The organism is Streptomyces sp. A 4/2, from assembly GCF_940670765.1.
Lineage (GTDB): Bacteria > Actinomycetota > Actinomycetes > Streptomycetales > Streptomycetaceae > Streptomyces.
The window spans coordinates 308,683-323,980 of the sequence record NZ_CALNVW010000020.1 but is presented as its reverse complement, the minus strand read 5'-3'; the positions used below and the strand labels follow the sequence as shown (position 1 = coordinate 323,980).

Genomic DNA, 15,298 nt, shown 5'->3' with positions numbered 1-15,298 from the left:
TCGCCGTCGATCCGACGCAGGCATGGCAACGGCGTCACAGCCAGCCGACCTTCTTGACCACATCGGCTGCGACCTCGCCGATCGAGCGCGTGGTGGCGTCGACGCTGAAGTCATCGACTGCTGCTCGGTCGAGGATCCCAGCCAGCTCGCTGGATCTGGCCAGGTGCCATCGCAACGCTTCGGGCTCGTTCTCGTGGCGCCGCACGAGTCGCTGGTGGTTGACAGGCAAATCGACCTGGAGCCGACACACCGAGAGCTCAGTGCCGACCGCATCTCCGAGCAGCTTTCGCTCATCCAACTCCTCGATCACACCGGCGAGGACCAGCCGAGCCGCTCCACCAGCGAGGTAGTTGCCGGCCATGCTGCGCAGGTTCCGCACCATCATGCCGAAGTTGAAGCGATCTCCCGGAGGCGCCGGCCAGGACCGGCGCAGCCAGTCGAGGTCGATGACGGCATTCGGTATCCCAGCCTCGGCGAGAAGCCCGCCCACGCTCTCAGCCACCGACGTCTTGCCGACGCCGACAGTGCCGTTGATCAGGAGAGAACGGGGTTCCGGAGAACTGTCTGCTTGCATGCACGAGACCTTACGACCCAGCGCGGTGGCGAGCCCGGCGGCCTCCCGGGTCGGGGACCAACGGTCCGGAACCCACCCTCGATCCGGTGGCTGCACCTCAGATCACCAGCGGGGTGACCTGCCCCACCGGCAGGGCGAATCCGATGTCGGAGAGACACTCAGCTCAACGGCAGCGGGACGGAGAAGGGCCAGGGGATGCCCCGATGCGTCACCGACAGGGCGGGATGCCACCCCGGTGATTAGCGTGACCGATATGCATAGAGGACCCACGGGCACGCTGCCGGGACGCCCCTGGCACTACAAGGCCGCCGCCTTCACTTTCGCGGTGGGCATGGCCGGTACCACCCTCCCCACCCCGCTGTACGGGCTGTACCAGGAGCGCATCGGGTTCTCGTCGCTGATGGTGACGGTGATCTTCGCGACGTATGCGGCCGGAGTCATCGCCGTGCTCACCCTGGCGAGCAACTTCTCCGATCTCCTCGGCCGTCGGCCGATGCTCCTGGCGGCGCTCGGATTCTCCGTGGCGAGCGCGCTGTGCTTCGTCTTCGAGGACGGCCTGCCGCTGCTGTTCACCGGCCGGGTGCTCTCCGGGCTCTCTGCTGGTCTGTTCACCGGGACGGCCACCGTCGCCGTGATGGAACTGGCACCGGAGGACCGGCGGGGGCGGGCCGGGTTCGCGGCGACCGCGGCGAACATGGGCGGCCTGGGGTGCGGGCCGCTGCTCGCCGGGATCCTGGCGGCCTACGCACCCTGGCCACTGCGGTTGCCGTACCTCGCCGACCTGGGGCTGCTGGCGGTGGCGATCGCCCTGACCCTGCCGCTGCCCGAGACCGTTCCCCGCCGGGAGTCCCGCCCGGCGCTGAGACCTCGGCTGCCGCACGTGCCGCGGGAGGTCCGTGCAGTGTTCGTGCCCGCCGCGCTGGCCGGGTTCGCCGGGTTCTCCATGTTCGGCCTGTTCACCTCGGTGGCGCCCAGTTTCATGGCGCAGACGCTGGGCGTGCACGACCTGGCGGTTTCGGGCGCGGTGGTCTTCGCGGCGTTCGCCGCCTCCACCGTGGGGCAACTGGCGGTGAACCGGGTCGGTGTGCGGCGGGCACTGCCCGCGGGATGTTTCGTACTCGTGGTGGGCATGGTGCTCATCGGCTGCTCCCTCCTCTCCGCCTCGCTGCCCCTGCTGGCGGTGGGCGCGGTGGTGTCGGGGCTCGGCCAGGGACTGTCCTTCCGGGCCGGGATGGCCGCGGTGACCGGCCGGACGCCGAAGGACCGGCGCGGGGAGACCACCTCGGCCTTCTTCGTGGTCGCCTACCTGGGCATCTCGCTGCCTGTGATCGGGGTGGGCGCGCTCGCTCTCGCGATCGGTCTCCGCGACGCCGGACTGGTCTTCACCGCTTGTGTGGTGGTATTCGCCGCCGTGGTCGGCGGCTGGCTGCTGCACCACTCGTCGGTCGAGCCCACCGGGTCAGACTGAGGCGAGAAGAGCTGCGGACTCGGGGCCGGACCGTCCCGTGGCGCACGTGGAACGGGCAGGTTGACCTTCACCTTGGGGGAAGCAGCAGCATCGGTGGGGCCGGGCCGAGGGCCCGGCACGAGGGAGGGACGAGCATGGAGCTGCTGACCATCGGGGCGTTCGCGAGGGCGTCCCGTCTGTCGCCGAAGGCGCTGCGCCTCTACGACGGGCTCGGACTACTGACCCCGGTCCGGGTGGACGAGATGACCGGCTACCGCTTCTACGCCCCGGAGCAGTTGGAACGGGCCCGGCTGGTCGCCTGGCTCCGCCGTCTCGGGATGCCGCTGGCCCGCATCCGGGACGTCTGCGAACTGGAGGCACCGGAGGCCGCCGGAGCGGTCCGTGCGTTCTGGGCCCAGACCGAGGCTGATATCGCTGCCCGGCGGGATCTCGCCACCTTCCTCGTCGACCATCTGTCCTGGAAGGAACCAGCCATGTCTGACCTCACCCAGCCCCTGGGTATCCGGTACGCCGCCCTTTCCGACACCGGCCGAGTCCGCGCGAGCAACCAGGACACGGCCTACGCCGGGTCCCGCCTGCTCGCAGTCGCTGACGGCTTCGGCGGCGGGGGAGCGCATGCCGCCGAGGCCGTCGTTGACGTACTCAAGAGCCTCGAAACCGACACGGTCCCGGCGGGCGCTCTCCTCAACACTCTCGAAGAAGCCGTCGAGCGGGCCCGTCAGGCCGTCCGCGGCATCGCCACGGCCGGCCCGGCGTCCGATGAAGTGGGCACCACGCTCACCGCGATGCTCTGGACCGGATCGCAGCTGGCACTCGTCCACATCGGCGACTCACGTGCCTACCTCCTGCGCGACGGCGAGTTCTTCCAGATCACCCATGACCACACCCTGGTGCAGTCGATGCTCGACGAGGGACGCATCAGCCCCGAGGAGGCCAGTTCGCATCCTCAACGTTCGCTGCTGGTAAGGGCCTTGTCCGGCGAGCCGGGAGCGAACCCGGACATGCGCCTGCACGACGCCCGGCCCGGAGACCGCTACCTGCTCTGCTCCGACGGCCTGTCCGCGGTGGTGCCGAGCGAGGAGATCGGGGAGGTGCTCGCCGCTGTCGGTGACCCGGACGTGGCAGTACGCGAACTGATCACGCTGGCCAACCGCTCCGGCGGCCCCGACAACATCAGCTGCGTGGTCGCCGACGTGCTGGAACTCCAGGCGTAGGAGCGCGCTGTTGCCGCACGCAGGGACGGCGGTCACCCCGCGATGAAGTCCCGTACTCCTCGCGACACTCCGTCGTCCCCCAGCAGGTCATTGTGTTTCAGGCACCCCGCATCCGTATTGACCGCGCCGTCCAGCGCGACGCTGCTGTTCGGGAGGATGACCTCGTCGCACTCCGACCAGAAGGTCGCGTACTTCACGGCGCCCGGTGTCCCGTCCCCGGCGGCCAACTGGTTCTGTACGTACGAGCCCGGCGACATGTCCCGGCACGCCTGGTCCCAGATCACGCACGCCCAGGTGAGGTAGGTGCCGTGGTTGGGGCCGCCCAGGGAGACCCAGTGGTCCACCGTGTCGGTGCCGCCGTCGAACTTGACGTACCAGCGCGTGGTCAGGCTGCCGAAGGAGTGCGCGACGAGATCGACCTTCGATGCTCCGGTCGTGCGCAGTACCTGGTTCACGTAATCGGTGAACTGCCCGGCGAGGACTTCGTTGACGGACTGGTGCGTGTCGTAGCCCCAGCTGAACAGTTCGTCGTCGGTGTAACCGTCGGCCTTGAAGTCGCCGATCATTGCGCCCCACACCCCCGGGTCGGCGTTGTAACCGTGCACGAAGATCACCGGATTGTGCGGTGGCTGCGCCGTGGCGCCCTTCGCGGCGAGGGAAGCGGGGGCCGTGCCGAAGATCAGCGCCAGAGCGCCGAGTACGGACAGCAGTACGGTGGATCCGCGTCGCATATGTGTCTCCTGCTGGTGGGGGGAAAGAACCGGGGCCGGACACCGGTGCGGCGTGCTGCCCTTCAGGAGTGAGTGACAAATCGGCTTGTCCGTGAGGTTGCTGACTACACATCAGGTCGGTCGGAGGGGAATGGTAGACCGCATGACCACGCGCGGCTACCTTTCGGTAACCACGTCGTGCGTGAATGGTCGGGGACGGCAGGCAGGTGGAAGTCCGGACGGGGGCGTTCAGCGGGTTTTCCGGAGCTCTCGTGGCACGGGTCTAGCTGGCGTCCCTCCGGAGCCTGCACTCTTGTGCGCGACATGCCGTAACGGCGATCACTTGTACGCAACTTATTCCTATGCGAGGGCAGGCGGATGACACCGATCAGTCGAAGAGGCTTCGTGGCGCTCGGTGCGGGGGCGGTGGCCGGCGCCGTCGTCCCCGTGGGTGCGGGAAGCCGCGCCGAGGCCGCGAGCCGGGCGGCTCACGCCGCGACCGGGACGGTCAAGGACGTCAAGCACGTGGTGATCCTCATGCAGGAGAACCGCAGCTTCGACCACTACTTCGGGCGGCTCAAGGGTGTCCGGGGCTTCAGCGACCGGAGCGGCATCTCGCTGTCCGGCGGGCAGTCCGTGTTCAACCAGCCGAACATACTCGGCCGTCAGTACCCCTGGAAGCTCAGCTCGACCCCCGCGGCCGGCGGGGTCGACGGCGAGACACTCGCCCAGTGCAACGGAGACCTGCCGCACAGCTGGTCCTCCCAGCACTCCGCCTGGAACAAGGGCCGGCTCGACAACTGGGTGTCCGGTGTCGGCAACGTCCGGACGCTCGGCTATCTCGACCGCGACGACATGCCGTTCCACTACGCCCTGGCGGACAACTACACCATCTGCGACGGGTACTTCTCCTCCACGCTCAGCGCCACCGGCCCCAACCGCACCTACCTCTGGAGCGGCAAGGTCGACTCCTCCAGCAGTGACGGCGGTGACGAGTCCGGGCTGGGCTGGGAGACCTACGCGGAGGCGCTGCAGCGCGCGGGGGTCAGCTGGAAGCTCTACCAGAACGCCCAGGACAACTACGGCGACAACGGCCTCGCGTACTTCACGAAGTTCACCGACGCAGCTCCCGGCGACCCGCTCCACGACCGGGGCATGGCCTCCGTACCGGCCGCCACCGGATCCACCCCGGACGACATCGCGGCGGCCATCAGGGCCGATGTCCTGGCGGGCACGCTTCCGCAGGTCTCGTGGGTCGTCGCGAACCAGGCATTCTCCGAGCACCCGTACGCCCCGCCCGGGGACGGCGCGCACTTCGTCGACCTCGTCTACCGGGCGCTCACGGCCGACCCCGACGTGTTCGACTCGACGGTGCTCTTCCTCAACTACGACGAGAACGACGGCTTCTTCGACCACGTGCCCCCGCCGTCGCCGCCCGCCGACGAGGCGGGCGAGTTCCTGAACGGGGTCCCGTACGGACTCGGTTTCCGTGTCCCCATGCTGGTGATGTCGCCCTGGACCCGTGGTGGCTGGGTGTCCTCGGAGGTCTTCGACCACACCTCGGTGCTCCGTTTCCTGGAGACCTGGACCGCGGCCCTCGGTACCCCGGCCACCTGCCCCAACATCAGCGCCTGGCGCCGCAGGGTCACCGGCGACCTCACGGGGGTCTTCGACTTCACCAAACCGGTGTACGGAGTGCCCTCCGGCCTCCCGTCGACGGCGAAGGTCATCGGGATCGGCACCTGTGCGCCGCTGCCCAACCCGGCCCCGCAGACCAACGCACTGCCCGTGCAGGAGAGCGGCACCCGCCCGGCCCGCGCGATTCCCTACCAGCCGAACGCCAATCTCGACCGGCTGGAATTCGGTGCGGCCGGGAAGATCCTCGCCTGGTTCGGCATGTCGAACCAGGGCGCCCCCGCGAAGAGTGCCGCGCACTTCTCCATCCATCCCAACGCCTACCGGTCCACGGAACCCTGGCAGTACACCGTGGACGCGGGAGGTACGGCGACCGACTACTTCAACATCGGTCTGGGATACGGGTCGGGGAAGTACGACTTCACGCTGATGGGCCCGAACCGCTTCCAGCGCCGCTTCACCGGGGACGCGTCGACGGCGGGGAAGTACGTGGAGGTGGCGGCCAGGTACGCCGTCGCTCCGAACACCGGCAAGCAGGCCATCTGGTTCACGTTCACCAACACGTCCTCGGCGACGGTGAAGTTCACGGTCACCTCGGCCAACTACCGGTCGGACGGCCCCTGGACGTACACGGTCGCGGCGGGCGGCTCCGCCGAGGACTACTTCAACGCGGTGTCTCTCGCGAACGGCTGGTACGACTTCACCGTCACAGCCGACGGCGACAGCAGCTGGTCCCGCCGGTACACCGGCCACATCGAGACGGGCGCGCCGAGCATCAGCGGCTGATCCGCGCGGCACGGGGGCTCGCGAACGGCCTTTCGGTCAGGGGCTGTTCGTGAGCCGTCCGCCGCCGGACCGGTGCCGGTCACTGCCGATGGCCTCAGGCCCGGTCCGGCCGACGGGCCGCCCTCGGTTGCTGCCCGTCCCGTGGCGCGGGGGCGGCCGGGGGCCGGCGGGGCGCCGCCGGAGCAGGGTCCGCGGGGTCGTGCAGGGGGCGGACGATGATGTCGCCCCTGCCGAGCCCGGCGACGGTGATCGCCTCGGCGTGGTCACGGGCCGCCTGCTGCAGCGCGTCGACCGCCGCCCTGGCCGCCGCGGCGGTGTCACCGTGGCCCGTGCGGTAGAGCGTCCGTGTGATCTGGCTGCCGGTCACGGGCAGCGTGGTCACCGTCACCTGGTCGAGCTGGGCGGCGAGATACGCGGGCAGGACCGCGGCGCCGAGCTGCCCGGCCAGCAGCGCCCGGACGGTGATCAGGTGGTCGGCCAGGTGTTCCACCGACGGCGTGACCCCGTGGGCGCTCGCGAACCGGGCGAAGGCACGGCCGCGCGCGGAGTGGGCGGGAGCACTGATCCAGGGGCGTCCGGAGAGTTCTGAGGCGTCGGCCGGTGTCTCCCAGGTGGCCGGGACGACCACCCGGTACTCGTCCTCGCTCAGCGCCTGCGCATGGACCGCGGGTGGCAGCGGCAACGCCGTGTCCCGGTCGTCGGTGATGATCAGGACGTCCAGCTCGCCGAGGCGCAGCTGCCGCAGCCCGTCCTGCGGCCCGGTCTCCACGAACGCCGGCTCGACCTGCGGGAACCACCGGGCGAGCAGCCGCAGCGCCGGTACTGCGATCCGGGCGAGTACCCAGGACGTCGCCCCGATGGCCACCGGACCCCGTACCACCTGATGGTTCGCGGTGATCAACTGCTGTGCGGCAAGCGTGAGTTCCTGGGCGATGCGTTCGCCGGTGACGGCGAGCAGCCGTCCGGCCGCGGTGAGTTCCAGCTGCCCGCCCGAGCGGTCCGCCAGTGGGAGGCCGACCTCCCGCTCCAGGGCGGCCAGTTGCTGGGACACCGCTGACCGCGTATGGCCGAGCGTCCGCGCCGCCGACGCCAGTCCGCCGCTCTTCGCGATCGCGTGCAGGACCAGCAGGCGTCTGGGATCGAGGTCCATGCCCACCGCCCCTCTCGGCCCGGACGTCATCGTGCCACGGACGCACCGCCCGGCACCAGTTCTGCTGTCGGGGATGGCAAGTACCGCTGTACGGCGGTACTGCTTCGCGGCGCCACCACTGCCAGACTTGTCGGCGCCCCAGGGTTCCGGCTGGTGTCGGCCCTGGTTCCGCATGCCGTACATGGGTCCGTCCCGTTTCCCGAGGAGGCCGCACATGGCCCGTCCCATCTCTCCGCACACGCGTACATCGGCCGTGGCCGTACTGACCGCGACCTGCGCCCTCATGTCGGCCTGCGGCCCTTCCGGGCACTCGGCCGCCGCCCCGGCCGGCCCGGCCTCCCGGAGTGGCGCCACCACGGGAGCCACCCCCGCCGGCGCGACGGCAGGTGGCAGCGCGGCAGGCGGAACGGGCGGCAGCGCGGCGGGCGGCACCTCGTACGTGCTCGGCGCCCCGCAGTCCGCGGCCGGGTACGCGCAGGGGCAGCCGTCGGCCGACCTGGTGCAGAAGGTGAACGGCGATCTCCATCAGACCGCCCAACGGCTCGGCATCTCCGGCACACCGGTCCACGCGTACTACGACGACCGCGCGGACGGCGCGTGGATCTTCTACAACGGTGTCACCGGGACCGGATTCGACCCCGGCCGTCTGCACGACGCCCTCGACAAGGCCCCGGCCGTCAAGGTGGACGGTGCCGGTGACCGGATCACCACCAGCGCCATCGACACCGGTCCCGGGCCGCACGGTGGCCGCGCGATCTGCAACACCATCCTGGTCCGGAACACCATGCTCACCACGGCGGTCACCAGCTGCTCCTGGTTCACCGCGACGACCGCCGCGAGTGTCAGCCTCATCATCAAGGGCGACGGCACCAATACCAAGGTCGGCTTCACGGCCGCTGACGTCGCCCCGATCATGCGGGCGATCCGCGCGGACGTCGAGAAGCCGCGGCAGTAGCGGCGGCGAAGGCCGGCCGGTCCCCGCGTCGGGGGCCCGTCCGGGCACCGCCACCGACCGGCTTTGCATGGTCATGCGAGATGATGCATACTCTTCCCATGTCTAAGGTCCTCACCTCCCTGCCCACCGGCGAGCGCGTCGGTATCGCCTTCTCGGGCGGCCTCGACACCTCGGTCGCGGTCGCGTGGATGCGCGACAAGGGTGCCGTCCCGTGCACCTACACCGCCGACATCGGCCAGTACGACGAGCCCGACATCGCCTCCGTTCCCGGCCGCGCGAAGGCCTACGGAGCCGAGATCGCCCGCCTGGTCGACTGCCGCGCGGCGCTGGTCGAGGAGGGCCTGGCCGCACTCACCTGCGGGGCGTTCCACATCCGCTCGGGCGGGCGTGCCTACTTCAACACCACACCGCTCGGCCGCGCCGTCACCGGCACTCTCCTGGTCCGGGCGATGCTGGAGGACGACGTACAGATCTGGGGCGACGGCTCCACCTTCAAGGGGAACGACATCGAGCGGTTCTACCGCTACGGTCTGCTCGCCAACCCGCACCTGCGGATCTACAAGCCCTGGCTGGACGCGGACTTCGTCACCGAGCTCGGCGGCCGTAAGGAGATGTCGGAGTGGCTGCTCGCCCATGAGCTGCCCTACCGCGACAGCACGGAGAAGGCGTACTCCACCGACGCCAACATCTGGGGCGCCACCCACGAGGCCAAGACCCTGGAGCACCTGAACACCGGCGTGGAGACCGTCGACCCGATCATGGGCGTGCGGTTCTGGGACCCCTCGGTCGAGATCGCCACCGAGGACGTGACGATCGGCTTCGACCAGGGCCGCCCGGTCACGATCAACGGTGAGAAGTTCGACTCGGCCGTCGACCTGGTGATGAAGGCCAACGCCATCGGCGGCCGGCACGGCATGGGCATGTCGGACCAGATCGAGAACCGGATCATCGAGGCCAAGAGCCGCGGCATCTACGAGGCGCCCGGCATGGCGCTGCTGCACGCCGCGTACGAGCGCCTGGTCAACGCGATCCACAACGAGGACACCCTCGCCCAGTACCACAACGAAGGACGGCGCCTCGGCCGGCTGATGTACGAGGGCCGCTGGCTGGACCCGCAGGCACTGATGGTCCGCGAGTCGATCCAGCGCTGGGTCGGCACGGCCGTCACGGGCGAGGTGACCCTGCGGCTGCGGCGTGGTGAGGACTACTCGATCCTCGACACCACGGGCCCGGCGTTCAGCTACCACCCGGACAAGCTGTCCATGGAGCGCACCGAGGACTCGGCGTTCGGCCCGGTGGACCGGATCGGCCAGCTCACCATGCGTAACCTCGACATCGCCGATTCGCGCGCCAAGCTGGAGCAGTACGCCGGGCTCGGCCTGATCGGTACCGCCAACCCCGCCATCGGTGCAGCGCAGGCAGCCGCGACCGGGCTGATCGGCGCCCTGCCGGAGGGCGGCGCCGAGGCCATCGCGTCCCGCGGCGAGGTCTCCCGTGACGACGACGAGCTGCTGGACCGTGCCGCGATGGAGTTCGGCACGGACTGACCGGCCCCACCGGAATGGCCGGGTCGGCGCCCTTCGGCGCCGGCCCGGCCATTCCTGTTTCCCCAATCCCGCAACAGGTCTTGACGCGCGGGGAACGCGACGCTCAAATGTGCGGAACTGTCGAGTGATGTTTGCTTCCGTTTGGATGTGACGCTCGTGATCTTCCGTAGGTCTCAGAAGGAACCAGTCCGGTCTCCACGCGTGCGACGGAGCGTCGACCCTCCGCCGGCACCGACAGGTGCCGAGCGGCGACCGCCACGCAAGGGCGGTCGCACCAGATTGTGGGCAGCGATGCTCGTCGGCGCCGTGGTCGCCTCCCTGGTCGCGCCGCTGTCGGCCGCGACCGCGGCAACGACCGCCGAGACCGTTGTCGATGTGACGCGGTACGGCGCCGACCCCACGGGCAAACGGGACAGCGCCGCAGCCGTGGCGAAGGCCATGCGCCGGGCCAGGACGGTCCGAGGGCCGGTACGGGTGCTGTTCCCGCACGGTACGTACCAGATCTATCCCGAACAGGCGGAAGTACGGGAGGTGTACCTGTCCAACACCGTGGGCGCCGACCAGAGGTACCGGGACAAGCGGATCGGCATCCTTGTCGAGGACATGCACGATGTCACCATCGACGGCGGCGGCTCGCATCTGCAGTTCCACGGGCTGATGACCACGTTCGCGGCCATCCGGTCACAGAACGTCTCCGTCCGGAACTTCAGCTTCGACGTGACCGCGCCCAAAGTCGTCGACGCGACCGTCAGCGAGACGGGCGTCGCCGACGGTCACGCGTACCGGGTGCTGAGCATCCCGCCGGGCAGCCCGTTCTCGGTCGCCGGCAACCAGGTCACCTGGCGCGGCGAGAACAGCCCGGCCACCGGTCAGCCGTACTGGTCGGGCGTCAACGGCATGAGCTACACGCAGATCCACGACCCGGCGGCCGACCGCACCTGGCGCGGCGCCAATCCGCTGTTCTCCGGCGTGACCTCGATGACGGATCTGGGCGGCCACAAGCTCCGTATCGAGTATGCAGACACGAAGGTCCCCGCCGACCGCGGGCTCGTCTACCAGATGCGTGAGGACACCCGGGACACCGCGTCCGCGTTCTTCTGGGAGTCGAAGGACGTCACCGTGCGCGGTCTGAAGGCGCGCTATCTGCACGGGTTCGGGTTCCTCGGGCAGATGAGCGAGAACATCACCATCGACGGCAACGAATTCCGAACCGACCCCGCCACCGGGCGCAGCACGGCCGGCTTCGCCGACTTCGTGCAGATGTCCGGCGTCAAGGGCACCGTGCGCGTCACCAACAACCTCTTCGACGGCGCGCACGACGACGCGATCAACATCCACGGCACCTACGTCGAGGTCACCGGCCACCCCGCGCCGAACACCCTCACCCTCGCGTACGAGCACCCCCAGACCGCGGGCTTCCCGCAGTTCCACCCCGGCGACCAGGTCGAGATCGTGGACAAGCGGACCATGGCGGCCGTTCCGGGCGCCTCGGCCGAGGTCGTGTCGGTCGACGGCCCTTCGGGGCAGGACCACAGCAAGCCCCTGACCACCATGACGGTCACCTTCGACCAGGCCGTCCCGGCCGCGGTGACCGCGGGCAACTTCGTGGTGGAGAACACCACATACACGCCGACCGTCGACATCGCCGGCAACACGTTCCGGAACATCCCCACCCGCGGTGTGCTGGTCACCACCAGGCGGCCGGTCGTGATCCAGGACAACGTGTTCGACGGCACGCAGATGGCCGGCATCTTCATCTCCTCGGACGCCTACCAGTGGTACGAGTCCGGACCTGTCCGCGATGTCCTGATCAAGAACAACACCTTCCTGCGCCCGGCCGACCCGGTCATCTTCGTCGAACCCACCAACCAGGTCGTCGACGCGGCGAATCCGGTGCACCGCAACATCCGGATCCAGGACAACGACTTCAGGATCGGCGACGTACGGCTCCTCGACGCCAAGAGCGTCGGCGGCATCACCTTCGAGCGCAATGACGTCTTCCGGCTCGACCGCAGGACGGCGGTCACCGCTCAGGCCGGGAACCTCTGCCCCGCACCGGGCACCACCACGGAGGTGAGCGCCGTCGCCTCCGCCGCGCCGTACACCACCTCGTTGTTCTCCTACCGCGGTTCCTCCGGAGTCCTGATCAAGGACAACAACTTCGACAACGGACTGAACCTGCGTGCCGACCTCGACGCCACCGACGCCGACCAGGTCAGCACCGACGAGGTGACCAAGAACGGCACCGACCGCATCCTGCCGCTCGTGCCGTCGGTCACCTACACCAGCAGCGACCGGCACGTCGCTGTCGTCGACCGCAACGGCAAGGTCACCGCCAAGGCCGCAGGCACCGTCACCATCACGCCCGTCACGAGCAGCCGGCTCGGCGACGTCCGTGGCACACCGGTCACGCTCAAGGTCGGAGCGGCCTCCGCCGGCTGCACCAGGACTCAGTAGCCGTACGAGGGAAGGCGCCTGACGGGCGGAAGCCCGGCTCGGGCGCCTTCCCTGACCACGGCCATCGGGTTCTGGCTGTGTCCGCGGTGCACGCGCCGGCCCGCTCTCCCAGTCACCTGCGGAGACGACGGGCCAAGTGCGGGGGAGTCGCCTCGGCAGCCAGACACAGGGCGGCTCCCAGCAGCGGCGCCTGGACGGGACGGGCAGCGGGGAGCAGGACGAAGCCGGTGGACCGGAGCGGTCGTGGCACGCCGATCACGGTGCGCAGCGGCGGGGCGATCAGGTCCCAGGAGCCGGTGACGGATCCGCCCACCACCAGGACGGTCGCCCGGAACCGGGCGAGCCAGGGCGCGATCGCCCGGCCCAGGACACTCATGGAGCGGGTCAGTACCCGACGGGCCACCAGGTCCCCGGCGCGCGCCCTGTCGGCGATCTCCTTGACATCGGCGAGGGGCACGTCCGCGAGCCCGCTCGCCCGCGCGTAAGCGGCGCGGATCGCTCGCCGGGAGACAGCGTCCTCCAGCGGCCGGCCCCGGTACGTCAGGAGATCCACGCGTCCCTGCGGGGGCACGGTGGGCCCCTGGTCGACGACTGCGCCCTCCGCCAGGAAGGACGAGCCGACACCGCTTCCGAGTGTGATCCCGACCGCGCGTTCATGGCCCCGGGCCGCGCCCACCCAGTGCTCTCCGAGCAGGAAGGCGTCGGCGTCGTTGACGAACGTGATGGCCGAGGGCCGGGGCAGCGCCGCCATCAACTCCGCGCGCAGGTCCAGCCCGTACAGGGACTGGAACTTGCCCACCCCGTGGAAATGGGCGATGCCCCGCTCGTAGTCGAAGGGGCCGGGCATCGCGATCGCCCAGCTCCTGCCCGGACCGGCGCCGAGGCCGAGGGCGCCCTCCGCGATGGCGCCCACGATCTGCTCCGCGGAGCCGTTCGGGGGCACCGGACGGCGCGACGTGTCCGTGGTGCGGACCTGCCCCGTCGTGAGGTCGACCATCCCCGCCGTCACATGCGTACCCCCGACGTCCAGTGCGGGGATCCAGGAGGCGCTGAGGCCGACCGGCCGGGCTGGGCGCCGGGACGTCACCGGACCAGTGCTTTGACGACGCGGACCCGACCGGAGCCCAGCCGGCGGAGGGTGTAGCGGCCCACTGCCGCAGGGACGGTCAAGGTCTCCGCGTAGGCGAGGGTGTGACGGTGGCCGTCCTCGGTCTCCAGCAGCACGCCCTCGCCTTCCACCACATTGATCACATGGAACCTGCCTGCGGTGTCGTCGTCGGCTGCCTCGTCCGCCTCCAGGGCGATACGCCGCACATCGAAGAACATCTCCGGGAGACTCCCGATGGTCTCCTCGCGCCAACCGGACCCCTGGCGCAGCGTGCGCGGCTGTTGGACCAGGTCCTCGGCGATCCGCTCCCCGGTGCGCTCCGTGTCGAGGTTGTTGAACGCGTGCTCGACATGCACCGGCCGTCGGGTGCCGTCCTGGCCGCGCCGCAGCCAGTCGTAGAAGCGCAGGCTGTACAGGTAGGGAGTGGCGCTGATCTCCAGTACGACGTTGCCCTCGCCGCTTCCGTGCGGAGTGCCGGCCGGTATCAGATACAGCTGATGGAGGTCGGCCGGGAAGCTCTGCACGTGATCGTCCATCGTGATGGCGCGACCGTGGTCGTGGGCACCGTGCGCGTCGCGCCGGAACTCCTCGACGTCGGTGTGGGCGTTGAGGCCCAGGAAAACCCGGCTGCCGGGCTCGCTCACCATCATGTAGTAGGTCTCGTGCTGGGTGTAGGGCCAGCCGAAGACCTCCCTCATGTAGTCCTGCTGCGGGTGGCAGTGCACCGACAGATTGCCGCCGCCGAGAGTGTCCAGGTAGTCGAAGCGGATCGGGAACGAGGTGCCGAACACGGCATGCACCTGCTCGCCCATGACGCTCTCGGGATGCCGGGCCACCAGCAGTTGGAAGGGGACCTCGACCTGGCCGCCGCCGCGTGCCCCGAGCAGAACACCGCTCTCGGGTGCGATCAGCTCGTAGCCGAGAGCGGTGTTGGGTTGCTGCCGATGGAAGCCGAGTGCGCTCTGCGCCCAATGTCCTCCCCACGGAGTTGAGTTGAAGGTCGGTCGGGTACGGAACGGGCGCCCAGCCAATGCGGCCAGACTGCGCCGCAGGGTCGGGCCGTCCAGCCACTGGGGCCGGTCGGGAGCCTGGACGTCGGCCCACAGGGCGATGTCCGCGGCGATGGCATCGCGGTGCCGGTCCAGGACCGGCCAGTCGATGTAGAACAACCGTCGCTTCGTCGCCGGGCCACCACCTTCGGGCCGGCCCAGATTCGACCCTCTTCCAGCGGAGACGGCTTCCTCGGCGTAGCGCTTGGGGAGATCCGCGTACCACAACACGTCGTGCTGTACGAGGGCTGCGCCCGGCCCGAAGACGACCAGCACCGATCCGGGCCGCTGCTCCGGCTGGGGCAGCGCGTCGAAGAAGTCGGCCAGCATCCTGGTCTCCAGGGCGGCGAAGTCCGGGTCGTCGGCCAGGGTGTCGCGGGCGGTTCCTGCCGCGATCTTCTCCCAGGGCGCGAACCATGCGCGCAGATCCAGCAGATCCACCGGTCTGCCCAGCGAGCTCAGCGCAGTGGACAGACCGGTCGCGACTGCGTCCCATCCGGCGAATGCGGGGCCGTCCACGGCCAGTACGACTCCGCCGGTCGGCAAGGTCGCGACGGCCGCAGCCCAGCCCGCTCCGATGCTGCCGCCCACGGGCGGGTAGCACGGCTCGGCGTCATACACATGCGGATCCCGCTCCTGCACCGC

General features: G+C 69.8%; 11 protein-coding genes. 6 read left to right on the top strand and 5 right to left on the bottom strand.

The genetic code is table 11. The features are described from left to right. Nucleotides 1-34 precede the first annotated feature (34 nt). On the bottom strand, nucleotides 35-574 hold the full coding sequence (locus NBY69_RS16105; protein WP_250301597.1) for an AAA family ATPase: 540 nt from the start codon (nucleotides 572-574) through the stop codon (nucleotides 35-37). 244 nt (nucleotides 575-818) lie between these two features. On the opposite strand from NBY69_RS16105, the gene NBY69_RS16100 reads away from it, so the two are divergent. Together NBY69_RS16100 and NBY69_RS16095 are read left to right on the top strand one after the other, a co-directional pair. Further along, nucleotides 819-2,042: an MFS transporter gene (locus tag NBY69_RS16100; protein WP_374211280.1), complete on the top strand. Its 1,224-nt coding sequence runs from the start codon at nucleotides 819-821 to the stop codon at nucleotides 2,040-2,042. A 134-nt stretch (nucleotides 2,043-2,176) separates the two neighbouring features. Then, nucleotides 2,177-3,256 (top strand): MerR family transcriptional regulator, encoded by a 1,080-nt coding sequence (locus NBY69_RS16095; RefSeq protein WP_250301595.1) that lies wholly within the window; start codon nucleotides 2,177-2,179, stop codon nucleotides 3,254-3,256. A 32-nt stretch (nucleotides 3,257-3,288) separates the two neighbouring features. Here NBY69_RS16095 and NBY69_RS16090 read toward each other — a convergent pair whose 3' ends face one another. Next, nucleotides 3,289-3,987, bottom strand: a complete 699-nt coding sequence (locus NBY69_RS16090; protein WP_250301594.1) for a triacylglycerol lipase — start codon at nucleotides 3,985-3,987, stop codon at nucleotides 3,289-3,291. Nucleotides 3,988-4,344: 357 nt separating this feature from the next. On the opposite strand from NBY69_RS16090, the gene NBY69_RS16085 reads away from it, so the two are divergent. Further along, entirely contained in the window at nucleotides 4,345-6,387 is a 2,043-nt protein-coding gene (locus NBY69_RS16085; protein WP_250301593.1) for a phosphocholine-specific phospholipase C, read from the top strand. Between the two features lie 94 nt (nucleotides 6,388-6,481). Here the strand turns inward: NBY69_RS16085 and NBY69_RS16080 are convergent, their stop codons facing one another. Continuing rightward, nucleotides 6,482-7,537 (bottom strand): LysR family transcriptional regulator, encoded by a 1,056-nt coding sequence (locus NBY69_RS16080; RefSeq protein ID WP_250301592.1) that lies wholly within the window; start codon nucleotides 7,535-7,537, stop codon nucleotides 6,482-6,484. A 214-nt stretch (nucleotides 7,538-7,751) separates the two neighbouring features. Here NBY69_RS16080 and NBY69_RS16075 point away from each other — a divergent pair, with 214 nt between their 5' ends. The 3 genes from NBY69_RS16075 (at nucleotide 7,752) to NBY69_RS16065 (ending at nucleotide 12,496) form a co-directional block, all read left to right on the top strand. Continuing rightward, nucleotides 7,752-8,492, top strand: coding sequence for a hypothetical protein (locus NBY69_RS16075; protein WP_250301591.1), 741 nt, complete (start codon nucleotides 7,752-7,754; stop codon nucleotides 8,490-8,492). A 98-nt stretch (nucleotides 8,493-8,590) separates the two neighbouring features. Next, nucleotides 8,591-10,039, top strand: coding sequence for an argininosuccinate synthase (gene argG / locus NBY69_RS16070; RefSeq protein ID WP_250301590.1), 1,449 nt, complete (start codon nucleotides 8,591-8,593; stop codon nucleotides 10,037-10,039). 291 nt (nucleotides 10,040-10,330) lie between these two features. Next, nucleotides 10,331-12,496, top strand: coding sequence for an Ig-like domain-containing protein (locus tag NBY69_RS16065; RefSeq protein ID WP_250301589.1), 2,166 nt, complete (start codon nucleotides 10,331-10,333; stop codon nucleotides 12,494-12,496). A gap of 112 nt (nucleotides 12,497-12,608) precedes the next feature. On the opposite strand, the gene NBY69_RS16060 is transcribed toward NBY69_RS16065, so the two are convergent. Together NBY69_RS16060 and NBY69_RS16055 are read right to left on the bottom strand one after the other, a co-directional pair. Continuing rightward, nucleotides 12,609-13,583: an ROK family protein gene (locus tag NBY69_RS16060; RefSeq protein WP_250301588.1), complete on the bottom strand. Its 975-nt coding sequence runs from the start codon at nucleotides 13,581-13,583 to the stop codon at nucleotides 12,609-12,611. Next, nucleotides 13,580-15,274 carry a class I mannose-6-phosphate isomerase gene (locus NBY69_RS16055; protein ID WP_250301768.1) on the bottom strand — a complete coding sequence of 565 codons (1,695 nt, stop codon included), beginning with the start codon at nucleotides 15,272-15,274 and terminating at the stop codon, nucleotides 13,580-13,582. The genes NBY69_RS16060 and NBY69_RS16055 overlap by 4 nt, the downstream gene beginning before the upstream one ends. Nucleotides 15,275-15,298 lie beyond the last annotated feature (24 nt).

Excerpts from the sequence above, each read along its gene's own strand:
- argG (WP_250301590.1), top strand. The coding sequence starts at position 8,591 with ATGTCTAAGGTCCTCACCTCCCTGCCCACCGGCGAGCGCGTCGGTATC.
- NBY69_RS16085 (WP_250301593.1), top strand. The coding sequence starts at position 4,345 with ATGACACCGATCAGTCGAAGAGGCTTCGTGGCGCTCGGTGCGGGGGCG.
- NBY69_RS16095 (WP_250301595.1), top strand. The coding sequence starts at position 2,177 with ATGGAGCTGCTGACCATCGGGGCGTTCGCGAGGGCGTCCCGTCTGTCG.
- NBY69_RS16090 (WP_250301594.1), bottom strand. The coding sequence starts at position 3,987 with ATGCGACGCGGATCCACCGTACTGCTGTCCGTACTCGGCGCTCTGGCG.
- NBY69_RS16080 (WP_250301592.1), bottom strand. The coding sequence starts at position 7,537 with ATGGACCTCGATCCCAGACGCCTGCTGGTCCTGCACGCGATCGCGAAG.
- NBY69_RS16075 (WP_250301591.1), top strand. The coding sequence starts at position 7,752 with ATGGCCCGTCCCATCTCTCCGCACACGCGTACATCGGCCGTGGCCGTA.
- NBY69_RS16065 (WP_250301589.1), top strand. The coding sequence starts at position 10,331 with ATGCTCGTCGGCGCCGTGGTCGCCTCCCTGGTCGCGCCGCTGTCGGCC.
- NBY69_RS16105 (WP_250301597.1), bottom strand. The coding sequence starts at position 574 with ATGCAAGCAGACAGTTCTCCGGAACCCCGTTCTCTCCTGATCAACGGC.